Raw genomic sequence first — 22,527 nt, 5'->3', positions numbered from 1 at the left:
GACGCATCACGGACATCACGATGCCCTGGACGGACACCGCCGGCTCAACTGAACTGTTGGCGATACTGTGCCGGGGTCAAGCCAAGCTTTTCACTGAACTGGGCGCGCATGTGCCGCACGCTGCCGAAGCCGCTGCGAAAGGCCACGGTCTTGAGAGGCAAGTCGGTGGTTTCCAACAGCTGACGCGCCCGGTCGATACGCGCACCCTGGAGGAACTCCATGGGCGTCATTTTGACCTCACGGGCAAATACCCGGGCGAAGTGCCGCACACTCATGGCCGCCAGCTCGGCCATGCGCTCGACCGTGAAGGGCTCCTCCAAGTGCTCGATCACATGGTGCTGCACCCGGGTAATGGCCGATTCCTGGGTCGCCACCGCCGCCACCAACGGGCTGAACTGCGCCTGCCCACCCTGGCGTTTCATCACCACCAACAACACCTTGGCCACATCCAGGGCCACCTTGCGTCCATAATCCTGGGCGACGATAAACAAGGCCAGGTCGATACCCGCGGTGACGCCGCCGGACGTCATGAGGCGGCGGTCCTGAAGGAGAATTCTGTCGGTTTCCACCAGGGCCTTGGGGAAGCGTTGAATCAGGCGTTCGGTGTAGTGCCAGTGGGTGGTGACCCGGTATCCATCGAGCAATCCCGCTTCGCCCAGTACAAAGGCCCCGGTGCAAATGGAGCCATAGCGTGTGGCCCGTTGCGTCGCGGCCTTCAACCACGTCTGCAGCCCCGGATGCTGTTGGTTATAGGCGCCCGGCCCCCCCGGTACCAGCAGCACGTCATAGGCCGCCCAGGCCTGGTCGATGTGGATATCGGCCTGCACCGTCACCCCGTTTGACGCCCGCAGCGCGCCGCGCTCGGTACCCAGGGTCAGCAATTGATAACGCTGGTCCGGTTCGAGATAACGATTGGCGATGGAAAAGACTTCAAGCGGCCCCGCCATATCAAGCAGCAGAAAGTCCGGGAACAACACCATTGCAACGGTTTTCATCAGGAAGAACGCCAGAGGATCGAAGGAAGCAGCAAGTTCCGATCACTGTGATCAGGGCCTGAACACAGCGGAACCTCCGCATTATGGCGAAGCGAAGCGTAGGCTGGCGAGCTTACTCGATTGTCCACTGTGAAGGGACAGTCTTTCGTTTTTGATCTACTTATTGGATCATTCGTTAACCATTAATCTTTTCCTGAACCCGGCGAACGGCCACGACCGCTCCGCCCAGAATCAGGAGAACCACTATGCTGACCCTTCGCAAAGCTTCGGACCGCGGCATCGCCCGTCACGGCTGGCTGACCTCGTTCCATACTTTTTCCTTCGCCAACTACCGCAACCTCAACGAACAGGGCTTCTCCGACCTTCTCGTCATCAACGACGACCGGGTTGCCGCAGCCAAAGGCTTTGGCCAGCATCCGCATCGGGACATGGAGATCTTTTCCTATGTGCTCGAAGGTGCGCTTGAGCACAAGGACACCCTGGGCACAGGCTCGGTCATCCGCCCGGGCGATGTGCAACTGATGAGCGCTGGCAGCGGCGTGGCCCACAGCGAGTTCAACCACAGCGATAGCGAACCGGTGCACTTCCTGCAGATCTGGATTGTGCCCAACGTCGCTGGCGCCACGCCGCGTTATCAGCAACAGCACTTCAGCACTGAACAGAAACGCGGACGGCTGCAATTGATCATATCGCCGGATGGAACCGACGGCTCGCTGCAGATTCGCCAGGATGCACGGGTGTATGCCGGGCTGTTCGACGGCAAGCAAAGCGCCGACCTGAGACTGGCGCCAGACCGCTACGCCTATGTGCACGTGGCCCGGGGCAAGGTCGAGCTCAATGGCGTATCCCTGCAGGAAGGCGATGGTGTGCGGGTTCGCGATGAGCAGGTGCTGACATTGACCAATGGCGAGAACGCCGAGGTGTTGGTGTTCGATCTGCAACCCAGGGAATTGCCGCAGATGCCATAAATCTGTAGGCATAGACCCGAGGCTTAGCGCATCGCCTGTTTCCGCTCGAACGTTGAACGATAACTGCCGGGCGGAACGCCGAAGAAATCCCGAAAACGTCGCTGGAAATGCGGAGAGCTGACGAAGCCCGTCGCAACGGCAATTTCCGTCACGGAGCGGTTGGTTTGCTGGATCAACTGGCGGGCGCGGGTCAGGCGCAATTCCAGATAGTAACGCGTCGGGGTCGCGCCGAGAAAACGACAGAAGCGCCGTTCGAGCTGGCGCTTCGAAATCTTCACACACGCTGCCAGCTCATCGATGGTCAGAGGCTCCTCGATGTTTTGCCACATCAACTCCAACGCCAGTTTCAGGCTCTCCGGCAGCGTCGGGTCGGTTTCGACGAAGACCGGCGGCAAATCGCTTTCATCGCCGGATTCATCGCAACGCAGGATCTCTTCGATGGCTCCCACCAACGCCTGCCCACCCGTCTGGCGGATCAACTGAAGCATCATGCGCAGGGAACTGTTCGCGCCCGCGCAACTGACTCGCTCCCGGTCGACGACGTAGGCCCGGCTGGACACTTTCACGCGGGGAAAGACTTCCAGCATCATCGCACGGCTTTCCGGGTGGACGGCGCACTCGAAGCCATCCAATAGATTGGCGTCGGCGACGAAGAAAACGCCATTCCACAGTCCGCCCATGATCGCCCCCGACGCCGCGTTGGCGCGCAGTTTGCGCCGCAACAGGGGCACGCCTTGCAGCTTGACGCGAAAGCCCCCGGCGACGATCAGGATATCCAGGTCCTCCGGCAGTTGCGCCAGTTCGACATCGGTAGAAATGACGATGCCCAGGTCACTGGTCACCTGTGCGCCCGAAACCCCGACGGTCAGTACCTCGTAGAGGGGCCTGTCGCTCATCAGGTTGGCGGTGACCAGCGCGTCCACCGCACCAGTGAAGGACATCATCGAGAAGTTGTCCATCAAGACAAACGCGACACGAATCGGAGCCTGGTCGGTACCCGGTGAACCGAGTGGTCGATAGGCCATGTTCTTGTTTTTGAGTACGCTCTCGAATGCGCTTGGCATAGGGCCTCGTTAATGGAAGACAATCAGGCTTGCTTGACACTTGCGCCCTGGCACAGCAGTCGCAGCCGTCTTTCGGATCAGGAACACCGGCCACAATTACCCTGCTACTTTCCTGTGATGATGAGCAAAATCGCACCGCCGAGTAGCCCCAATGCGTCACTTTCAACACCTTCTGCGACATGGCCTCGCTATACAGGAAAACCTCCTGTCCGCAAAGCCGGAGCCCGCCTAAAGTGCCTACGACTTTGGTCGATACGCTCTAGGTAGGCTCGGGCGCTTCCGTTCTCGGAAACGCCCAACGGATCCTGCTGTTTCCGCCGAAACAACATTTAAAAATACCCGCGGGAGAAGTCATGAATATCAAACAGAAGCTGACATGGGCGTTCGCGGCCATCGCCTGCCTCCCCGTCATCCTGGTAGCCGTGCTCGTCGTGCTGAACCTGCGCGACGCGGCACAGAGCAACTTTCTGGACAGCAGCGGCCGGGAAATCCGGCAGATCGACAATGGCATGAAGACCTTCTTCGATGGCATCAGCCAGAACGTCGCGCAGTTCGCCAAGGATCCACGGATCATCGCGGCCAAGGGATTGAAAAGCTATATCGGCGCCGACGCCGCAAAAACCCCTCTCCCGGAGATCAATCAGCAGCTTCTGGCAATCTTCGACGGCTTTGCCAAGAGCCATCCAACTACGGCCTATCTTTCCGTGGCGCAAAGCGACGGTGGTTATGCCAGCTGGCCTGACGACGCCAAGCTGTCGAACTACGACCCTCGCGTGCGCCCATGGTACAAGGCCGCACTGGCCTCACCGGGCACCATCGCTCGTACCGATGCCTACTACTGGGCACCGGATGACGTAACGCTGATCTGCACCGTACACACCGTCAGCGACGCCAGTGGCAATGTGATCGGCGTCGTCGGCCTGGACGTGTCGCTCAAACAACTGACCGAACTGGTCAAGCAACTCAAGCTGGGTGAAAGTGGCTACCTGATGCTGGTCGAAGCCAATGGCAACGTCCTGGTGGATGCCAGCGATCCCAAGCACAACTTCAAGCCGCTGACCGATCTGGGTCCCAATTACGCCGCATTGGCCAAAAGCAGCGATGGCGCGGCACAGATCGAGATCGATGGCGTGCCCTACATGGTCAACATGGTGACCTCCAAGACTCTGGGCTGGCGCTTCATCGGCCTGATCAAGCGTGATGAAGTAATGGCCCAGGCGTCGAGCCTGACCTGGTTGATCGCGCTCATCGCTGCCGTGCTGGCGGTCGTTTTTGCCATCGTCGGTGCAAGCTTCGCCCGCATGATCGTGCGGCCGATTCGCGGCGTCGCCGATGGCCTGCAGGAAATCGCCGAAGGCGAAGGCGACCTCACCCGTCAGCTCAAAGTGCAAGGCAAGGATGAAACGGCCACCCTGGCGAGCTGGTTCAACCAATTCCTGGGCATGATCGCGCAGCTGGTGCAGCGCATCGGCAGCGCCTCGTCCGATTTGCAGAGTGCCGCCGCCGACACCAGCGAAGTGGCCTCGAACATGAACGAAGCCGCCGGGCGCCAGCGTCAGGCGGTGGAACTGGTGAGCACCGCCTTCAACGAGATGGTCGCGACCGCCAACGAAGTGGCCCGCTCCTGCAGCCAGGCAGCCTCCAGCGCGGACACGGGCTACCGGGATGTACATGACGGCCAGCACCATATCGGCGAAGCCACTGGCAGCGTCCTGAAACTGAGCGAAGACTTGCAGCAGTCGACCCAGACCATGCAGGCACTCGAACAAGACAGCAAAAATATCAACACGATTCTCGACACCATCCGCTCCATCGCCGAGCAGACCAACCTGCTGGCCCTCAACGCAGCCATCGAAGCTGCGCGCGCCGGCGACCAAGGGCGCGGGTTCGCCGTGGTGGCTGATGAAGTCCGGGCCCTGGCACGACGCACCGCTGACTCCACCGGCGAGATCGACAGCCTGCTCGGCAACCTCGCCCGGCGCACCCAGGAAGTGACCCAGCAGATGCAGACCAGCCTGCAAGTGTCGCAAACCAGTGTCGAGCGCATCCAACAGGCCCGCGACAGCTTCGACAAGATCCGCAACTCGGTGGACTCGATCCGCGACCAGAACACTCAGATCGCGACGGCGGCGGAGCAACAGCACCAAGTGGCGGAGGACATCAACCGACACATCGCGCAGATCCATGCCGATGCGCAACTGGTCGAAGAATTTGCCCACACCGCCCAGACCGGTTCCGGCCGCCTGACGGACATCTCCGGTCAACTCAAGGGGTTGGTAGGCCGGTTCAAGTTCTAAATACAGCTCTTTTCGATAATGAGCCTGTGGGAGCCAAGCTTTCCTCCCACAGGACCGCGTCAATCCGCATGTTCTATCCTTGAACTCAAGCCCTCACGCTTGAGACTGCCAATGTCCGCCTCCGAATCCGCCCTCCTCCAGAGTTGGCAACACAACGCGCAGGCCTGGATCGAAGCCGTCCGCACCGGCGCCATTGAAAGTCGCCGCGAAGTCACTGACCAAGCCATCCTGCTGGCGATACTCAGCCGCCAGCCCGAACGGGTGCTCGACCTCGGATGCGGTGAGGGCTGGCTATTGCGCGCCCTGGCCAAACGGGCCATCGAAGCCGTCGGCGTGGACGGCGACGCAACCCTGGTGGAGGCCTCACGGGCCGCCGGTTCTCCCCTTGTGTATCTGGCCAGCTATGACGCGCTGGTGCACACGCAGGTGGATATCGGCAGCGATTACGACCTGATCTGCGCCAACTTCGCCCTGCTGCACCAGGACATCATCCCCCTGCTCAGCGCCCTGAAAGCCCTGCTCGCTCCAAGTGGCGCCCTGGTAATCCAGACCTTGCATCCCTGGGCTACGGCAGCAGGCGATTATCAGGATGGCTGGCGGCAGGAAACCTTCAACGGATTCAAAGGACAATGGCAACCCATGCCGTGGTATTTCCGCACGCTTTCCAGCTGGCTCAACGCGCTGGACATGGCGGGCTTTCGCTTGACTGGGTTGCAGGAGCCGCAGCATCCGCAGAGCGCGGCGCCGCAGTCGTTGTTGATGGTGGCCGAATAACGAACGGAAACCGAAATTGAACGGGATTGGCGTTGCTCCAGCAATCCGACCCCCTGACCCGATGATTGACAATCTTGATCTCAAAAACTCAAACCTCCTGCCGATACCCATGACAAGAGTAACGATTGGACTACAGCATTGAGGCGGCAGTCATGACAGAGATTTATTTGCTGATAGCACATGGCACAGACCAAGGCGAACCTTATGTCCTCGGCTGGTTCGACGACCGACACAAAGCCAGAGAAGTCGCCGAGCAGAAAGAATGGGAGGCCTATCGCGCCAGCCTGAAGGCTGGGCACCTATGGTCAACCCAAAAACCGCTGGCACCTGATCAGACCGACTATCGCCGTTACTGGATCAAGACCATTTCGAAGTTTGATCATGTTCCAGTGCCGAGATCCTTGGCGCTGCATTGATCTCCCCTTGGCGATAATTCAACGAAACGGGTTGTTTATTGCAGACATGAAAAAGCCCAACCTTTGCAGATTGGGCTAAGTCATTGAAAAATATGGTCGGGACGGAGTGATTCGAACACTCGACCCCTAGCACCCCATGCTTGAAAATGGGTTTCAACCCCAATATTTACTGGCTCTTCTACCGGCGCTCGCTGCAAACGGTGCCCAACGGAGCCATACGGAAAACAGCGACCCCCCGAAAAAGTCCCCAGGCAATTTTTGCCACTCCCCGGCGTTCTGCCGACCGCTCACAACCCAAACCCCTACAGCTCGTCGCCTCACCCTCGCCCGAATTGTCGCGCCTCGATTACTGTATATCCAAACAGTGCAGACTGAGGCGTTACCCGTGGATCCGTTAGAAATCGAAGACACCAGCGACTGGCTGGGCTGCCCCACTCCGCTGGAGATGTACAAGCACTCCTGCCTGATGTTGGAGAACGAGGTGCAGGAGCTGACCAGCCAGCTACGCAAGGCGCGCCAGGACATCTTCGGTCTGGTGGAAATGCACGCAGCCGAGGCCAAAGAATGCGCCAGGCTTCGGACTGAACTCAAGCAGGTAAAATCCGATCTATCTAGCAGGGACCAGGAGTTTGTCTCCTTACAAATGAACTCGAACTACCTGCTTGCCTCAAAAGATCAGCTGATTTCTGAGTACTACAGGCAGTTGAACGAATTCATGGGAGGCAAGCTCGCCCCACCCGTTCCCAACAGAGTCTGAATGGGCCACAAAATGTGCGGACGACTCTCCCAGTACACCGGCATCCACGACTTCGTGGCGGCACTGAGCATGCCCAATGCCCTGGTCAACTCTGCCAGCGACCTACCCCTGGAGAAGTACAACGGCGCGCCATCGAGTCAGCTCGCCCTGTTTCACCAGGAAGGCGACGTGCTGCATGCCGACATGGTTCGCTGGGGCTGGCGACCAGCCTGGGCCAAAGACCGGGCAGCGCCAATCAATGCACGGGTCGAGAAAGTCGCCCACGGCCCCTTCTATCGGTTGATCTGGCCGAACCGCGCCATCGCCCCGATCAATAATTGGTTCGAGTGGGTCGACGAAGGCGGACCGAAGAAGCAGCCCTACCTGATCCGCCGGCGGGACCTGGCCCCGATCCTCTGCGCGGCCATAGGCCAATTCCCCACCCGTGACCGTCAGCCAAGCGAGCACGACGGCTTCGTCATCATCACCGCTGACAGCCAGGGCGGCATGATCGACATCCACGACCGGCGGCCTGTGGTGCTGAATCCCGAGCTCGCCCGGGAATGGCTCGACCCGGCCACGCCCAAAGAGCGCGCCGAGCAAATAGCGTTGCACCAGGGAGAGCCGGCGGAGGCTTTCGAGTGGTTCAAGGTAGACCGTGCCGTCGGCAACGTGAGGAACCAAGGACCTGAAATAATCAAGAGCATAGCCTTGGGCCACTAGCAACGACCAATCTCTTCGGGCAAGATATCGTCCAATTTCGACAGTCAAAGCCATGACTTTGACTGCCGCCGATCCGGTTGGGTGCCGTCCCTGTGTCTGGAACGATTCATAACACAAAAAACGGCGCGGTCTGAACCGGCTACTTCCCTACCAACCGCTTCAAGGGACTGAAGTAGCGAGTTCTTGGGAGGTATACCATGGGTATTTCCGAACAGAATGGTTCAGCGGGTTTGGCTCAACGCATTCATGCGTTCGGTACCGCGGTCAGCGCTCTTTGTAGCGTTGGCATAGAACCAGTAACCGCAGCTTTGCTGGTTCTCTGTGCTGCCGTCGTTTTATCGAAGGTCTGATCCGTTTAGACTGGAGCTCCCCCGTATGCGGGCGGGGGTTGCTCACTTCGCTTATTTCCTCCGTCCTCCGTTTACCCGTTCCGAACGCTTTATTTATTCCGCGCCTACTGAGGCAGCTCTATTTTTCTTTCGAGAATACCCTCACGTATGCCTGGCAGGCAGCAAGCTTGATCAGTCCCCGGTCGCCGTCGTCGGTAATGGCGACAATTCTTTGAGCATGCGCTGAGTCAAGTTTGGCTCTTGCTCTTCCATGAACCACGCCGCCGGCGTCGGCGGTGGCAGGCACTGCGTTGCAACTGGCTGAATCCTCGAGGAGGACTGACAGCCGCAAATCAGAAGTGGCAAGGCGATCGCGCAAGCGAGCCTGATTGGTTTGAGCATCGCTCAGTTCCTTGAAATGGGTTTGTTCGCTGGCCGACAGCCGCTGCTCCAGGGCCAGGCGCTTGTCTTGCTCCGTCCGGGCCTGTGACGCTGCCGCACTGCTGATTTGAGCCAGGTCGGACTGGTGCAGGCGGGCCTGCTCCGCCAACCGTTCTCCATAGCGCCAGTCCTGGACCTTCCAGGTCGCCGCGACCGCCAGCAGCACAAGCGCCAGCACGCCAACCACCCAGGCTTTCACACCCCCAGGATTCATGGCACGTCCTTGAAGAAGACGTGGTTGCCCAGGCGCAGGGTCTGCGTGGCTTTGGCGGCCCAGGCCGGCGGCTTCGGCATCGTTGTCGCGTAGTAGTGGGTCGCACCCTTTGTGATGTCAGGCTCGGCGCCAGAGATCACCAGGTCGGCCGCCCGCTGGGCCTGGGCAAACTGCTTCGGTGGGATCAGCTTGGCGCCGCTCAGGTAGGGATAGTTCGGGTCATTCTTGTTCCAGCAACTGAACTGATAGGGCTTCAGGCACACACCGGCATAGCCCTCACCCCACCAGGACTTGGCCTTGCCATCTTCCACGCGGTTGCGGATGGTCCAGGCCACGGCGATCTGCCCGGCAAGGCCCTCCCCTCTTGCTTCGGCCCACAGCGTGCGTGCAAGGATGTCGCGGTCTCTTTCGGAAACAGCCATAACTTTTCTCCAGGCAAAAAAAATCCCGCTCGATGGCGGGTGCGTAGGGGCGGGTCGAGATCAGGCAGGCGGCAGCGGCCAGACAACCTCATCTGGATATCCCTGCTGCTCCGGCAGACGGATGAGCGCAACCCTGAATTTTTTCCAAGCCGTCAGCGCGGCGACTTCCTCAGGCGTTGCTTCGTCGATGTCGACAGCATCCTGCAACGGGGCTATGGCCTGATCAGCGACCTGTCGCAGGCCTGATATTTTCTCGGCCGCCTCCCGCAATTTCATTGCCGGCAGGAGCCGTTCAATCTCTTCTTGGGACGCCAGACGCATCCCGAGGATAACGCTCGCGGCGGAATAGATTAGGGTGATGCCGTCGGTCCAGTAACGGGGCTGCGGATTCAAGTGCGCGACGATCTCCTCAGCGGACATCTTCCGCAGATTGCTGCCCATGAAACTGTCCTGGCTACCATCCTCAGGGTAGGCATAAACCACACCGGTCGTTTCATCCACATAATAATTGTGGGGGACATAAATAGACTCAATAGCCATTTCATCGCCATCCATAAATTTAGCCTTATATCAGTTCGCGCCAATTGACCAGCGCGGCAGTACCGTTACCCGCAGAAGCGCTATAGACCGCACCTGGCGGGACTATAACTTGAGGGAGTGAAATGTAGTTGCCAGCAACGCCAGCGTAATTACCGTAAACCGTAGTTGAACCGACTGAAGCGAGCGCGACAGTGGTGGCAGTGGATGTCGGTCCAATAATACCGGCGATCTGAATAGGACGCCCCGTTGTGTTCGTGTAGCTTGTTCCAAGCGCACGACTTGACGTCACGTCAACCCAGCTTTGCGACAATCCGAGACTGCGTGTATCCGTAAAGGAAACCGTCTGCAAATGACGAACATACATAATTCCGGTGTTCACGCTTATTGCAATTTGTGCGGCGCTGGTTGTGTTATTGAATCGATTGACCCACAAGTTGTAGGTTCCGAATGGAAGCCCTCTGGTGCCTCCCGACGCAGTAACCAAGCTGTACATGCCTGTCGCCAGGGTCGGCGAATCTAGGTCGGAGATGGAGATCGGTACTGAAGTTAGGCTACCCAACCCGAAAGCGTTGGAGCTGCCAGTACCGCCATTTGCTATTGGCAAAACAGCAGGAAGTGAAATGGGTGAGCCGGAACCTCCCAGCGCAGCATAGATTTCATCGAAGTTACTTTGAGCTTTCGTAAAGGCACTGCGCGGTGTATCGCCGCCGACGCCGGTGGGCGCAGTACCTAGACTGATTACCTGTTTAGACATTCCAGACACCTATCGAGACAATATGTAGGATTCAAGGAAGCGGAAGCCGTCCTAGTCTTGTACAGAACATGGCTACTTCCTGTTCTGATTTAAATTAAACACTGAGTTTGGCGAATACAGCTGGCAGAAAAAATGCGAATGGATTGGAGAATCCATCGGTTACCGCATATAGAACACCGGCGTTAAAATCCCACAAAGTTTTGAGAATGCGCCCAGATGCCGCACCCGTAACCATTTTCATTCCAAAATTATTGATAAGAAGGTATTCATTCTCAGGAAAGTTGAACGGCACATTGTAAAAACTACGCGTACTGGTTGTCCCTGTGGTTTCGGATCGTACATAGGTCCAATTCTGAAATGCTCGCGTGAAAAGAGCGTTCGGCGTTCCGCTGTCAAAAAGCAACTTGGAGGAAGCATCCCACAGGCGCAACCCAAAAGATGAAACAGGCTGAGCGCCGAACGTTGCAGCAAAGTACCGGCCATTTGGCTGATTAGTATTCACGTCGTATGCCCGGACATAAAAGCCAGTCCAGTTCCCAGCCGAACCAATGACCTGCATAGCCGTTAGGCCTGCGACACCGCCGCTATCCGGCCTGCAAAAAACTAATGGCGGCTCTTGACTGGTTATCGTGCGGGGAAACGAAGTGGTAGAACCCAAACCAGATTCTTGCGTCGGCGCATAACGCCCACTGCAAATTACATTGAGCCTGGCGAACTCCGAATCTATCACCACTAGATTGCTATTATTTGTGAAGGTAAGTCCGTAGCTCATCAGGCAAACCTTATGACCATTAACCGCATGGTTCCACTGGTGGAAAGACTCGACTCATATGTGCGCGTGTAGTTATAAACTCGCGCAACACCAGAGAGCATTTCCGTTTCAAATTGATAGGACGTTGATTCGTTATAAGGACCAACAGGAATGACAATGGCGACGGAGTTTGAAGCATCGCTTCCAGCTACTGCGAAGTCCTGATTCGATTTGGTAGTGCTGGGGAAGGTGACAAGAGTTGAAAGGACCACCCGCATCGTGAAGGAGTTCTCGTCCATCTGGAGCGCCCCGTCGGCGCCCCATAACCTCATTCCATAGCTCATGCATCCATATCTCCCAGTTGCACTCGCTTGACGCCGTTTTGGTCATAGACCTTGATGGCTCGATTGGTCATGGTTAGACGGCCACCACCCGGGGCTGGACCGTTGAACTCAAGGTTTCCGGCCTTATCCAGGCGCCAGCCCTGCACACCTGCGACATAGTTGTCCGACTGCAGGTACTGGCCGATCTTCAGCATCGTGATGCTGCCGTCCTGAATGAACGCCGAGTTCATGAACACCTGACCGCCCTGGACCGCGAACGGAACCGAGATGGCGCCGCCGCCGATGGTGTTCACAATTGCGAAACGATCCGCACTCACCAGGAACTGGCTTTGCAGACCCGCCGGCGTGTTTTCGATGCCAAGGCCGATGCCGGCCGCGACGTACTTACCGTCAGCAGTGAGCTGCATCTTGACCGACCACATGGTCGAGGCCTTGCCATCCAGCGCAACCATTGCCTGGCTGACGGTTTGAACGGTTGCGGTGTTTTCGTTGACCTTCGCCTGTACGTTGTCCACCCGCCGCGCAGTGGCGACGCCATCCTCAAGGCGGGCGGACTGCTCGGACCAGACTCCGATGTAGACATCGTCCGAGCCGGCGAAACCCTCTGTGTCGCCAGCCAGCGCCGGGTTGACTTGGACATACACACCGTCCAACTTCGTGGCCTGGGCGGTGAGCTGATCGCCCTGCTGATCAATCTTCAGGGTGTTCTCGGAGACCTGCGCGGCAAGCGCATTCGCTTCCTGCAGTATCTGACCGATGTCCTCCCAATAGGTCGCATTGGGCGGCGCATTTGCTCCGCCTGGCTCGGCAGGCACGTCCTGTTTTGCCCGGTATAGGCGGTCGCCTTGATAAACCACAGCCCCACTGAGATACGAATCAGTGGCCTCATAGAGCATCGGGTTTGAAAGATCGTCGATCTGTTCTTGCAACCCAGGAATCAGATTGATCTTGTCGACGATGTCCTGACCGAGTTCGGTTTCGCCAATTTGCCCCTCGATCAGATCCAGGATTGGCCCAGCTTCCGAACTGGCCTGACCCATAACCCCATTGCCGACTGGGTACCATGGCCCGACGTTCCCAGTTCGGTCCACCAGGCGAGCCCAGAAAAAGAACGTGGCGCCGGCCAGCAGGCTCTGCATGCTGTAATCGCTCTGGGGATATGCCAGGTCGGCCAACTTCGTGGCGACCTCCAGGTCATTCGCCGGGCCGTACCAGATCTCTGTCCGCTGGGTGTCTTCAGCACCAGCAGGGAAGCCCCACTTGAGGCCGACTCCGAACAGCAATGACGTTGCCGTCAGGAACGACACCGCCGGCGGCAGGCCTTCCTTGCCCTTGAGTTCGGTCAGCACCGAGTTACGCCAGATCGACGAGATGTCGAAGGCACTTACCGCGCGCACACGGGCCACGTAGGCGCCCGCGTAGATGCCCACAACGTCCACACCAGTCGAGCCAGTGCGTTGGACCTTGACCCAGTTGCCGCTGTCCTTGCGCCACTCGACGTCATACGCCACAGCCCCTTCCACAGCAGGCCATGTGATGGTCATTGTGGCGACAGCGATGCCCTGGGAAACGACAGAGTTTGCCGTCAGGGTGACACTGGCGGGCGCCGGAACGACGGTGATCGGAATCACGCTGATTGGCCGGTCTTCCAGGCGTGCGCCGGTGTCGATGAAAGGAAATTTGCTCGGCTCGTACTGCAGAGCGCTGATCTCGAAGTCGCCCTCGGTGGTGCGCTTGGTCCGCAGTACGCGATAGAGCGGAATCGCCAGGTCGTCAGCGTCGAGCGCCCACTGAAGCTGTGCCCGCGGCGCCTCGCTGTAGGCGACGGTCACAGTGACGGCGCGGCCAGCCACGCTCTGCACGGTGCGCCCTTCCGCCCGCCCGCCGGGCAGGTTGATGATCAGTCGGTCCCCGGCCTTGGCCTGGGTATCTCGGTCCAGGGTCACAACACGACCAGCAACAGCGGAGATCCGTCCGCCAATCTCCCGGCCAGCCAGCAGCGAGTCGGCAACCGGGATGATGTGTCCAGGTAGCGGGATTACGCCCTCCATACCGGTCTTGAAGGTAATGGTGCGGTCCAGGTTGTTGCTCAGGATCGCCCACTTGCCCCGGCGCTGGGCTTCAGAGGCACGGGTGCAGCCAATGGCGCTCAGCTCAGTTGGTCGGTCCCCATAGCGGCGCTGGAGGCTCAGGTCCGAAAACGGGATGACGTCGGTGTCGTAGTTGTTCGCCGGGTTGTCGTAGCTGACCAGGGCCCGGGTATACCGGGTCTTCGCCGAGGCGCTGCCGTAGGAGAACTTCCCGTCAATGACGTTCGCCCGGGTGAAGACGTAGTCGAAGTCCTGGGCGCGCGGCATGTCGGCCTGCATGATCAGTTGGCCCTGGGCCCAATAGGTCATGCCCCGATAGATGCCGGAGATATCCCGCAACAGCGTCCAGGCGTCAGCTTTGCCCTGCAGGTTCATGTCGCACAGAAAGCGCGGCTCAGTACCGCCCAGGCCATCCGGTACAAGCTGGTCGCAGTACTGGGCGATCCGGTACAGCTCCCAGACGTCAATCATGAACGGCTTGATGCGCTTGCCCAGGCCGAAACGGTCCTCAGTGCAAATGCCGTAGGTGATCCAAGCCGGGTTGTTGGTCCAGGCCAGCTTCATGCTGCCGTCCCATGTGCCGGTGTAGGTTCGACTGATCGGATCGTAGTTGCTCGGGACCATCCAGCGGCGCGCATTGCACTCCACAGTCACGGCCGGAATGTTGGTGAATTGCTCGGCATCGAACTCGATGTAGAGGAGCGCGGTGTTCGGGTACCGAAGTTTTGCGTCGATAACTTCGGTGAAGCCAGCGATCAGCATGGTATCGGCGATTTTGTTGCTGTTCTGGTTTGGCGTCAGGCGGCGGACACGGATCTGCCAGCCGGAGGTTGCCTCTGGCAGATCCACGCGCCTGGAGCGCTCGTACCGGGTGGTGGTCTTGCCGTCGACAGCATCGGTCAGCACCTGCTGATAGGCGCCGCCGTCGGTAGCCACGTCGATGGCATACTCGATGCGGTAGCCGCCTATGTTGCCTTGATCGTCTTGGCGTTGCAGCGCGGGCCAGGCGAACCGCAAGCGCACTGCCGACAGTTGGGTGTTTGTGACTGACCGGACCCAAGCCGCATCGCTGCGCAACTCAATGTTCAGCGACGTCTCGTTCTCAACCGATGGGATGCCTGGAATGTAGGTCTGATCGACCGATCCAGAGCGCCACTCCCATTTCACGTTCGGGAAGTTGACGTTGCCGCTGCCGTCGTTGATCGGGGTATTGTCCAGGTAGATGTCGGCAGCTGTGGGAACCCCATCAAACTCGCCCTCACCCACGGCAATCAGCAACTTGGCAATGTTCGTGGAGCGCAGGTTGTCGCTGGCCTCGGTCGGGGACTTAGGCTTTTTGTCTCCTCCCTTCGCGCCGTGAATATCGATCTTGCGTGCTGCGCCCATACTTTCCTCCAGGCGAAAAAAAACCGCCTCATGGGCGGCCTGCGTATTTCGGCGCTTTTAAGCGCGATCTTCGGCATAGATAGAAGCTGAAATAATCATGCCGCCCCACCGACGCCTACCGATGCAAATCGGTATCGGGTTTCCGGAAGCGGTGGTATTTCGCGCAGATCCGAAACTGTAGCTCGGTGAGTTTTCTGGGGATGCGCTTTGTTTCAGGCCGGATGCCTGAGGACTGAGCATCTGGATGACGCCGCCGGCGGCAAGTGCAATTCCCACTGGCGCCAGAGCCTGGAACCCCGGGATGAAAGAAGCGGCAATGAGCACCGCACCGACAATTGTCTGAAGAAGCCCGGCGCGCTTGCCGCCGGAAATCACTGGAACGATTCGGATCTCTTCAGTGCCGCCCAGCGCGAACTCCTTTTCGGTCACGTTCTTCCGGTTGCGAAAAATCGCGAACCGCATGCCTCGGCGCTCCAAGTCCTTGATAGCTACGTCGAAGCCATCAAGCGTGCATTTCAGCGCTTTGAACGCTTCACCGACCGACTTGCTCCCAAGTTTGCGACGGTGGACCCGTCCAAACAATTTGATGAGCGGACCCGAAAGTAGGATGGTGGTCATTGTTGGATGGCTGTAATTGATCGCTGACACGGTTTTCTCCTGGCATGAAAAAGCCGCCCGGAGGCGGCTTGGCGTACTTAATTTCGTTTACAGACAGCCTCTCACTGCCTGCTCCATATCGCCCCGCCCATATCCAGGGGCCCAGGCCATACGCTGGTAAAGCTTTACAGCACTGCCCTTTGACGTCTTGCGGATGCTCAGCAGTTCGTCGGTCATGTTGTTGGTCGCTGCGATGAGGCGGTAGCCATACTCTGTCTCGGACATGCTCACGTCACTACGCGCGTCCTGCCATCTCGGGAGGACGCAAAGTGCGTAACGCTTCGGGTCCTTCGCTGTGTTGGTTGAAATGCTAGGGTCGTTTGACTCCAGGTCGCCCGGGGAAACACATCCAGCCAACAAAACAGAAACCGCCAGAACAGCGAAAAATTTCATATCGGTCCCTCGCTTGGATTTGAGGAGACTCTACCACTGCGTAGGGGGAGCGCTGAACTCTCGCAACGATTAAAGTTAGGGCGTCACTACTGATCCCTGCCCAGCGCTGCGCTCCTCGCGCCACGACAAAGGAATGCCCATGTCGCCCGACTTCTCCATCGACACCCTCAATCTCCAGGCCAAGGTTGGCGAAACTCCCACGCATGATCTTGCTGAGTCTGGGAAGAATGACCCTGAAATCATGAGAGCCTGCTGTGAGGCTGAAGCAGCTCACTATTGGAAACAGCCTGAAGGAGATCGCATTTGCGCAGCGCCGTACTACTTCGCGCGCCTCGCTATCCTGCACAGAAAAGCCAAGGACTACACCGCTGAAATAGCGATATGCGAGCAGTGGAAAGCCATCATCGATGACTACAAGTCTCAACCCATGGTTATAGCCGAACGTGCCGCGCAGGCGCATAGAGGGCCTAGATCCGAAGCCATCGTGACCAGACTGAAGAAGGCCCGCGAGCTTCTGGAAAAACAGTAACCCCAAGCCAGGCAATCCCGGGCCTTTTCTCGGCTGTGCTAATTTCCAAAAACGAAAAAGCCCAGCAGGTGGGCTGGGCTTCAAATCCGTCTAGGCAATTCAATCGTAGCCTGTCGAAATCCATTCGTTGTCAGGAAAATACTTTCCTATAGCAGCCTGCTCGCTTTCGTAAAATATGCCAAGCCCTTTAACCAGTTCTGGGCTTTCCATTTGAAGATGGCCGGGCTCAAGTATCGTCAGCAAGAGGTATGGTGCGCGCCTCATGTACCCAAGCTGACCATAAACCAATATCTTATCTGAGGTAAAAGCCTGGGGGTCTTCAACCTTTTCGGTTTCGATCAGATAATTCCATCTCGGCGTGACGTTTGGTGTTTCGAGATGGACCTTTCGCAACCCAAGATCAACAACCGACTTGGGCTTCATGAAGGCTGTATCCTTCCCAAAGGTATCGCCTGGACCGATGCCACCATCTCGCCATAACTGAAATTCTTGCACAAGCGAAACAGCCTCGTGATGAGGCATTTCGAGAGAGAGCTTCCTGCTCAGGATGACTGCTGTCATTTACTGCCGGACTTCTTGCCCAATTCAATCAGGTAGGCGGCACTATCCTGAGCAATGTGATCAAGCGTGGCTTGATTGAGAAATGCAGGGCGCTGACGAGCCATCTTGCGCTCGTAGGCGCTAAGCGTGGTTTTCTTTCCATCCAACCGGATTTCAGTATTCGTCATTTGATTCGCCCTACTTGGGTCGAGAAGGTTTCAGCTGCCTATTCGGCTTTGTAGCTGGTGTCAACCAATTATAACGACAGTGCAACCATTTACAACCGTAAACAAGGATTCGCAACCTTTTGCGATGAGCTACACGGATTCTGATTCGGCTCCGAATGCGGCTTTATGCCGCAGAATCAAGCGCGTCCTGTCCAGCCATGGCCCGCCAAAAACGATGATCTCGCTCGGGCGCCCGTACAGATGGTGCAGCAGGAACGGCCCAGGACCGAAGGTCTCGGCGTCCTCCCTGGGCAGTGCTGGATCGGCGCCGAGGAAGATTCCTGCGTGGTTCGGATGAACCGTCCGGCCCACCTCCATCACGATCATGTCACCGCGCTGCGGCTGATCGACCCGGTAGAACCCCGCAGCCTCGTAGTTCGCCTCGTACAGGCTGGTGTTGTCCTTGCTCTCCCACCAGCCGTCGGCGCGCTTGAAGGCTTCGAACTCCAGGCCCCACTCACGCTTGTACCAGTCGGCGCAGACCTGCCAGCAATCCCAGGCACCGTGGACGAAGGGCCGCTTCAGCAGCGGCGTCTCGCCCGTGGGCACCACTGTCCGCAAGTCGCCCTCCGGCCAGCTCAAGATGTGCCAGGGCAGCTCTGTCGCCTCGCACATTGCCAGATCCCGCGGCGACGGCCGGCTTGTGGCGTCCGGATGGGAATGAACGATGCCGATCACCTCGCCCAGGTCCTCAGCCGCAGCATATTCCTCGGGATCGATGCGGAACTCCTCGTTCGGCTCGGTCGCGGTGTTCTTGCATGGGATGTACTGCTGCTTTCGGCCCACGGCCAGCAGCAGCCCGCAGCACTCTTTCGGGTACTCGGCCGCAGCGTGTTCCTGGATCGCGCTAAAGATGTGTTTGCGCATGGTCAGCTCCGGGCAATGAGGGAAACAGCAGGGAAGCCACCAAACGGCAGCGGATTGCCCTCGCCAAAGCGCGGGATGCAGCCACGGCCCAGGGTCGCGTCACACTCATCCAATTCCGGGTTGTCGGTGACGACCCCGTCTTTCGTGACATAGGGCCCGGTGTAGCCGCAGTTCGGACCGCGATATCCGCCAGTCAGGCACCAATGGCAGAGGGTCGTAGCCTGGCGCCCGATGGACTCCCCGCCAACATCGCCAGGACTGGCAAGCTCCCAAGCCACCGTCTCCCCGTCCTCGTTCGTCTTCTGGTCGATATACCAGACCTCGATCGTCTCCTGGGTGGGGTCTGCCGTTGGGTTTCCGCCGGGGAAGTTCCCGGCGTCCAGGTATTTGCCCAGCGTATGGCGCATGGTCAGCTTGAACTCAAGCAGGTCATCGAAGGCCAGGCACAAAGCCGTGATCCGGCCATTGACGTTGCCCACCGACAGCGTTGGGCGGACCGCCGTGCCGTCGCCGTTGGATTCGATTCCGTCAATCTGCATCGGCCAGGCGCTGTACTCGTTGCCCTGCCAGTAGATCGGCTTCGCCGGAAGCTCATCAGCCGCGGCGCCGGCGGCGAGCAACTCGGCCGCCGTGTGCGGGATGGCGTGCCCGTGGAAGCGCAAGATGTCGGCGCCGTAGTCCGAACCGTCCAATTCGAAGAGCAGCACTTCGCTGCCAGGCTCAAGAGCCTGGATGTCACTGATCAGCGGCATGGTTGCCCCTTATGGATGGAAGGCTCGCGTGAACGTGGCCGTCAGTTTGAAAACACCGCCCCCGACTGGGGTTGGCACAGGATTGACACAGTCGAACAGACCCAGCTCACCGAGCGGAGTCGTCCAGAGGAAAGCCTTCGCGCCGGCGTGCCGGTCCAGGAATTCCATGATCTCCAGTACGGTGGCTTTCGGGCCCGTGTAGGTGATTGGATAGGAATCTTCCTTGTTGTTCGGCCCGTCGCCGGCGGTCTGCTTGTAGCCGTCGCCAAACTGCGCGGTGCGCACCCGATAGGTAATCTCGGGTGCGTCTCCGTGCTGGGTGGGCCAGGTAAATGTTTCGATTGCCATCAACCCCTCCCATTGATAACGCGCCAGATGGCGCCGCCTGGCTGCAAGCCTCTGGCGATTGCTGTTTCGGCTTCGGTCTTGGCCGCTTGCTGGATGCCCCTGCCAAGCTGCGTCGTGTCCTCAGTGGTCGTCGCACCACCGTCACCAGTGGTCTGGACAGAAACGGCAACGGGGAAGTTGTAGACGTTCCCGCCGCTCCCGCCGCTGCTGATGGCCCGAACGCCCAATTGCCCGCCAGCCGTCCGGGTCAGCGGCATGATTGCCTCCTCCCCCGCCTCGCCCATCACACCAATCTCACCGCCGGCCATGCCGAACGCCGTCGGTTTGCTGACGATGGAGTTGGTGAATGCACCGCCGTTGGCAAACATCTGCACGCCACCCGACCAGGCGCCGCCCTTGGCCTGGATGCTGCCCGGAGTGAAGCCTGACAGGTCACCTGAGTAGCCGGCCTGGGTTGAGCCAGCAGAGGATGCGCCACCGAAATACGAGCCGGCGGCAGACGCGGCAAGGCCGAACAGCGCTTCCATGGCCGAAGACGCGGCCGCCCGAGTCGCGATGCGCGCCATGTCCGCCAGGATCGACTTCGCAAAGTCCGAAAACGAAAGCTTGCCGGTCATAGCGAAATTGACGATCGCGTCTTCCATGGAGCTGAACGCGCTGGTGAACAGGCTCCGTGTTTGCCCGGCCACATCCCGCGCCGACTCCAGGTAGTTGCTGAACGCCGAAGTCGCGCCTTTGCGCCAATCGCCTTGGGCCTCCGACATCTGCTCGTAGTTGCTGAGCACTGTTTCGCTCAGGTCCTTCTCGCTTTTGTTGATGGCGTCGAGCTTGGCCTGGTACTCCTCGGCGCTCATGTTGCGCGATGCGTCGGCCTTGTCGCGGGCCAAGTCCAGGCGCTGCTGGTTGGCTCGGTCGGCAATACCGTTGAGTTCGCCATTGATGGCGTTCTCCCGGTCACCACGGCCCACACCCTCCGCTGCACGGCGGCCAGCGCGCCGCAGGGCGACGTTCTGCTGGTCCAGGGCATCGGTGTAGCTCTTGATGGCCTGGGCCTGCTTGGCAAGCCGTCCCTGCTCGTTGGTGGCGATGACTTGGAGCTCGCTATCGGCCTCCTTCTGTGCTTTGACCATGCTGGCCCGGGCGTAGGCGATCTTCTGGTCCAACTGGATGCGCTGGGCTGCTGAAGTGCTGGCCTTGCCCTTCGATGCTTCGAGAGCGTCGATCTCTGCCTGGTAGGCGCCAGTAACTTCTTCCCGTTCGGCCCGGATCAGCGCTGAACGCTGGTCGAGGTAGGCCTGTTGCGAGATAAGCCCTGCCTTTTGTGCGGCATCCAGCTCCTTCTGGGCGTTCTTGTACTCGCCGAGGATCAGCGACAGCTGGTTCTTCGAGTCGTTGAACTCGGTGAGGTTTAATGCGCCTGCCGGACCGGCAGCCTTTTTATTGGTATCCGCAATCTGCTTTTTTACGCCAGCAACAGCGCTTTCGTACTGCTTTTGAAGGTCGGGCGAGTACGTGTTGTTGGCGATGTTCGCCTGGCGCGCCTTGTCCAGCTCGACAAGCTTTTTCTCAAGCTTCTGCACCTGGGTTTGGGCGGACTCCGCTTCGCGACCGATGAGCTGCATTCCACTCACGGCCGCTTCTTGGCGCTGCTGCTCCTGCTGCTTGGCCTGGGCGCGATTGCGGCGCTCCTGCTCCTCCAACATCAATGAGGAACGGTCCGCCTCAATCTGCGCCGCGCCGCGACCGCCACCGCCCCGAGGACCAGCACCAAGCCGTGCGGCGTTTTGCGCTTGAATCTCCAAATCTGCAAGCTTTTCCTCGTAGGTCGCCTCGCGACCGACGTCGAGCGCGGAATCCCAAGCCCACTTGGCAGCCTTGGCGACCTTGTTCCAGGCGCCCTCGATGAGGCCCAGGCGTTCCGTTATTTGATCGCCGCGGGATTGGATAGCATCGGCGAACGCGTCAGTCGCCAGTCTCACGGCAGCGGCCTGTTCGCCTTGCTTCTCCAGGGCAACGATCTGCTCGTAGACCGAAGCTGTAAGATAGTGATACTGCTCGTTGAGCTTGATCGACGCGGCGACAGGCTCCTTGGCGATCGAGGCGAACTGAGCAACCGTTTCCTCGACAGCCTTGCCAGTGGCCTCCTCCATGGTCAGGGCGGCCTTGGTGATCTCCTCGAAGCTGTAGGCTGCGATGTTGCCGCTACCTGCCAGTTGAGCGAGAACCGCCGCCGCTGCGCCAGTCGTCCCAACCGTTGAGCTGACTTGCTTTGCCAGGGATGCAAGGCCATCAGCCGTGGTCCCGGCATAGTTGCCGGTCAGGATCAGCGATTTGTTGTATTCGTCAGCCTCCTGGCTGCCCCTGTAGTAGGCCAGGCCGAGCGCTGCTGCTGCTGCTGCCGCCACGGTGAACGGATTCACCAGCCCAAGCACGTAACCGCCCAAGGCCTTGGCCGCCGGCCCAATACCGCCGAACATGTCTTTTAGCTGCCCGCCCTGCTGCAAGGCAACCATCGTGATTGGCTGGCCTGCAGCGATGGAGGTGAAAATATCAGTGAACTGGGCAGGCACGCCACGCAACGCGTTTGCTGTCTGCTTGGCGGTGTTGCCGGTGCGGGTCAGCGAGTCGTCAAACTTAGTGAGGTTGGTTCGGGACTGATCGATCTTGGCCTGGTACTCGCTGAAGGTCGATGCGTCGAGCGCGCCGAGTTTCTTCTGCTTGGCAAGCTTGCTTTCGAGCTCATCCAGGCGACCCAGGGCCTTGACAGTCGGGTCAATCTCACCGAGCAGGTCGGAAAGCTCATCCTTCTGCTTCTTGATCGAGGCCGATGCCTTGTCGGCGCCCCGGGCGACGCCCTCGGCCGCTTTCTCGGCCCGGCCGCCTGCCGCGGTGAGCTTGTCGAGATCGGAGCTCGCCTGCGCAGCATCGGTCGAATCGACCTTGATGCCGAGTTCAGCAATAGAAGTCATG

At 59.1% G+C, this 22,527-nt stretch carries 24 protein-coding genes and 1 pseudogene; 8 read left to right on the top strand and 17 right to left on the bottom strand.

Annotated elements, in window-relative coordinates; translation table 11 throughout:
* Nucleotides 1-44: 44 nt before the first annotated feature.
* Complete coding sequence (locus tag EGM97_RS22255; protein WP_238962171.1) at nucleotides 45-995, bottom strand: GlxA family transcriptional regulator; 951 nt, start codon at nucleotides 993-995, stop codon at nucleotides 45-47.
* 245 nt (nucleotides 996-1,240) lie between these two features.
* On the opposite strand from EGM97_RS22255, the gene EGM97_RS22250 reads away from it, so the two are divergent.
* Entirely contained in the window at nucleotides 1,241-1,963 is a 723-nt protein-coding gene (locus tag EGM97_RS22250; protein ID WP_238962172.1) for a pirin family protein, read from the top strand.
* 23 nt (nucleotides 1,964-1,986) lie between these two features.
* Here EGM97_RS22250 and EGM97_RS22245 read toward each other — a convergent pair whose 3' ends face one another.
* Nucleotides 1,987-3,027 (bottom strand): GlxA family transcriptional regulator, encoded by a 1,041-nt coding sequence (locus EGM97_RS22245; protein WP_238962173.1) that lies wholly within the window; start codon nucleotides 3,025-3,027, stop codon nucleotides 1,987-1,989.
* A gap of 353 nt (nucleotides 3,028-3,380) precedes the next feature.
* On the opposite strand from EGM97_RS22245, the pseudogene EGM97_RS22240 reads away from it, so the two are divergent.
* The 6 genes and pseudogenes from EGM97_RS22240 to EGM97_RS22215 form a co-directional block, all read left to right on the top strand.
* Nucleotides 3,381-4,463, top strand: a pseudogene (locus EGM97_RS22240) (cache domain-containing protein); the annotation flags it as partial.
* Nucleotides 4,464-4,469: 6 nt separating this feature from the next.
* A complete protein-coding gene (locus EGM97_RS22235; RefSeq protein WP_477788856.1) occupies nucleotides 4,470-5,324 on the top strand; it encodes a methyl-accepting chemotaxis protein in 855 nt (284 codons plus the stop codon).
* Between the two features lie 111 nt (nucleotides 5,325-5,435).
* On the top strand, nucleotides 5,436-6,098 hold the full coding sequence (locus EGM97_RS22230; RefSeq protein ID WP_238962175.1) for a class I SAM-dependent methyltransferase: 663 nt from the start codon (nucleotides 5,436-5,438) through the stop codon (nucleotides 6,096-6,098).
* A 152-nt stretch (nucleotides 6,099-6,250) separates the two neighbouring features.
* Nucleotides 6,251-6,514, top strand: coding sequence for a hypothetical protein (locus tag EGM97_RS22225; RefSeq protein WP_238962263.1), 264 nt, complete (start codon nucleotides 6,251-6,253; stop codon nucleotides 6,512-6,514).
* A 385-nt stretch (nucleotides 6,515-6,899) separates the two neighbouring features.
* Nucleotides 6,900-7,271 (top strand): hypothetical protein, encoded by a 372-nt coding sequence (locus tag EGM97_RS22220; RefSeq protein ID WP_238962176.1) that lies wholly within the window; start codon nucleotides 6,900-6,902, stop codon nucleotides 7,269-7,271.
* Between the two features lie 12 nt (nucleotides 7,272-7,283).
* The gene (locus tag EGM97_RS22215) at nucleotides 7,284-7,973 is read left to right on the top strand and encodes an SOS response-associated peptidase family protein (RefSeq protein ID WP_238962264.1); all 690 of its coding nucleotides are present in this window, start codon (nucleotides 7,284-7,286) and stop codon (nucleotides 7,971-7,973) included.
* A gap of 468 nt (nucleotides 7,974-8,441) precedes the next feature.
* On the opposite strand, the gene EGM97_RS22210 is transcribed toward EGM97_RS22215, so the two are convergent.
* From EGM97_RS22210 to EGM97_RS22170, 9 genes are all read right to left on the bottom strand, one after another.
* Entirely contained in the window at nucleotides 8,442-8,957 is a 516-nt protein-coding gene (locus tag EGM97_RS22210) for a lysis system spanin subunit (protein WP_238962177.1), read from the bottom strand.
* Nucleotides 8,954-9,379, bottom strand: coding sequence for a cell wall hydrolase (locus EGM97_RS22205; RefSeq protein WP_238962178.1), 426 nt, complete (start codon nucleotides 9,377-9,379; stop codon nucleotides 8,954-8,956). Before EGM97_RS22205 ends, EGM97_RS22210 begins: the two co-directional genes overlap by 4 nt.
* A 60-nt stretch (nucleotides 9,380-9,439) precedes the next feature.
* Entirely contained in the window at nucleotides 9,440-9,934 is a 495-nt protein-coding gene (locus tag EGM97_RS22200; RefSeq protein ID WP_238962179.1) for a tail fiber assembly protein, read from the bottom strand.
* Between the two features lie 10 nt (nucleotides 9,935-9,944).
* Nucleotides 9,945-10,673, bottom strand: coding sequence for a S8/S53 family peptidase (locus EGM97_RS22195; protein WP_238962180.1), 729 nt, complete (start codon nucleotides 10,671-10,673; stop codon nucleotides 9,945-9,947).
* A gap of 94 nt (nucleotides 10,674-10,767) precedes the next feature.
* A complete protein-coding gene (locus EGM97_RS22190; RefSeq protein ID WP_238962181.1) occupies nucleotides 10,768-11,445 on the bottom strand; it encodes a hypothetical protein in 678 nt (225 codons plus the stop codon).
* Nucleotides 11,445-11,756 carry a hypothetical protein gene (locus EGM97_RS22185; protein WP_238962265.1) on the bottom strand — a complete coding sequence of 104 codons (312 nt, stop codon included), beginning with the start codon at nucleotides 11,754-11,756 and terminating at the stop codon, nucleotides 11,445-11,447. The genes EGM97_RS22190 and EGM97_RS22185 overlap by 1 nt, the downstream gene beginning before the upstream one ends.
* Nucleotides 11,757-11,764: 8 nt before the next feature.
* The gene (locus EGM97_RS22180) at nucleotides 11,765-15,244 is read right to left on the bottom strand and encodes a TipJ family phage tail tip protein (protein ID WP_238962182.1); all 3,480 of its coding nucleotides are present in this window, start codon (nucleotides 15,242-15,244) and stop codon (nucleotides 11,765-11,767) included.
* 57 nt (nucleotides 15,245-15,301) lie between these two features.
* The gene (locus tag EGM97_RS22175; RefSeq protein ID WP_238962183.1) at nucleotides 15,302-15,892 is read right to left on the bottom strand and encodes a tail assembly protein; all 591 of its coding nucleotides are present in this window, start codon (nucleotides 15,890-15,892) and stop codon (nucleotides 15,302-15,304) included.
* Nucleotides 15,893-15,949: 57 nt separating this feature from the next.
* Complete coding sequence (locus EGM97_RS22170) at nucleotides 15,950-16,294, bottom strand: hypothetical protein (RefSeq protein ID WP_238962184.1); 345 nt, start codon at nucleotides 16,292-16,294, stop codon at nucleotides 15,950-15,952.
* Nucleotides 16,295-16,433: 139 nt separating this feature from the next.
* Here EGM97_RS22170 and EGM97_RS22165 point away from each other — a divergent pair, with 139 nt between their 5' ends.
* Complete coding sequence (locus EGM97_RS22165; protein ID WP_238962185.1) at nucleotides 16,434-16,823, top strand: hypothetical protein; 390 nt, start codon at nucleotides 16,434-16,436, stop codon at nucleotides 16,821-16,823.
* A 99-nt stretch (nucleotides 16,824-16,922) separates the two neighbouring features.
* Here EGM97_RS22165 and EGM97_RS22160 read toward each other — a convergent pair whose 3' ends face one another.
* From EGM97_RS22160 to EGM97_RS22135, 6 genes are all read right to left on the bottom strand, one after another.
* Nucleotides 16,923-17,384 (bottom strand): type II toxin-antitoxin system YafO family toxin, encoded by a 462-nt coding sequence (locus EGM97_RS22160; protein ID WP_238962186.1) that lies wholly within the window; start codon nucleotides 17,382-17,384, stop codon nucleotides 16,923-16,925.
* Nucleotides 17,381-17,551, bottom strand: a complete 171-nt coding sequence (locus tag EGM97_RS22155; protein WP_238962187.1) for a hypothetical protein — start codon at nucleotides 17,549-17,551, stop codon at nucleotides 17,381-17,383. Before EGM97_RS22155 ends, EGM97_RS22160 begins: the two co-directional genes overlap by 4 nt.
* A gap of 129 nt (nucleotides 17,552-17,680) precedes the next feature.
* A complete protein-coding gene (locus EGM97_RS22150) occupies nucleotides 17,681-18,457 on the bottom strand; it encodes a C40 family peptidase (protein WP_238962188.1) in 777 nt (258 codons plus the stop codon).
* Between the two features lie 2 nt (nucleotides 18,458-18,459).
* Nucleotides 18,460-19,209, bottom strand: a complete 750-nt coding sequence (locus EGM97_RS22145) for a phage minor tail protein L (protein WP_238962189.1) — start codon at nucleotides 19,207-19,209, stop codon at nucleotides 18,460-18,462.
* 9 nt (nucleotides 19,210-19,218) lie between these two features.
* A complete protein-coding gene (locus EGM97_RS22140; RefSeq protein WP_238962190.1) occupies nucleotides 19,219-19,557 on the bottom strand; it encodes a phage tail protein in 339 nt (112 codons plus the stop codon).
* A complete protein-coding gene (locus EGM97_RS22135; RefSeq protein WP_238962191.1) occupies nucleotides 19,557-22,526 on the bottom strand; it encodes a phage tail tape measure protein in 2,970 nt (989 codons plus the stop codon). The genes EGM97_RS22140 and EGM97_RS22135 overlap by 1 nt, the downstream gene beginning before the upstream one ends.
* Nucleotide 22,527: the final 1 nt, after the last annotated feature.

The sequence above is a fragment of the Pseudomonas sp. AF32 genome (assembly GCF_022342325.2).
Lineage (GTDB): Bacteria > Pseudomonadota > Gammaproteobacteria > Pseudomonadales > Pseudomonadaceae > Aquipseudomonas > Aquipseudomonas uvaldensis.
The sequence above is the reverse complement of the archived record's forward strand: the minus strand, read 5'-3'. Positions and strand labels throughout refer to the sequence as shown.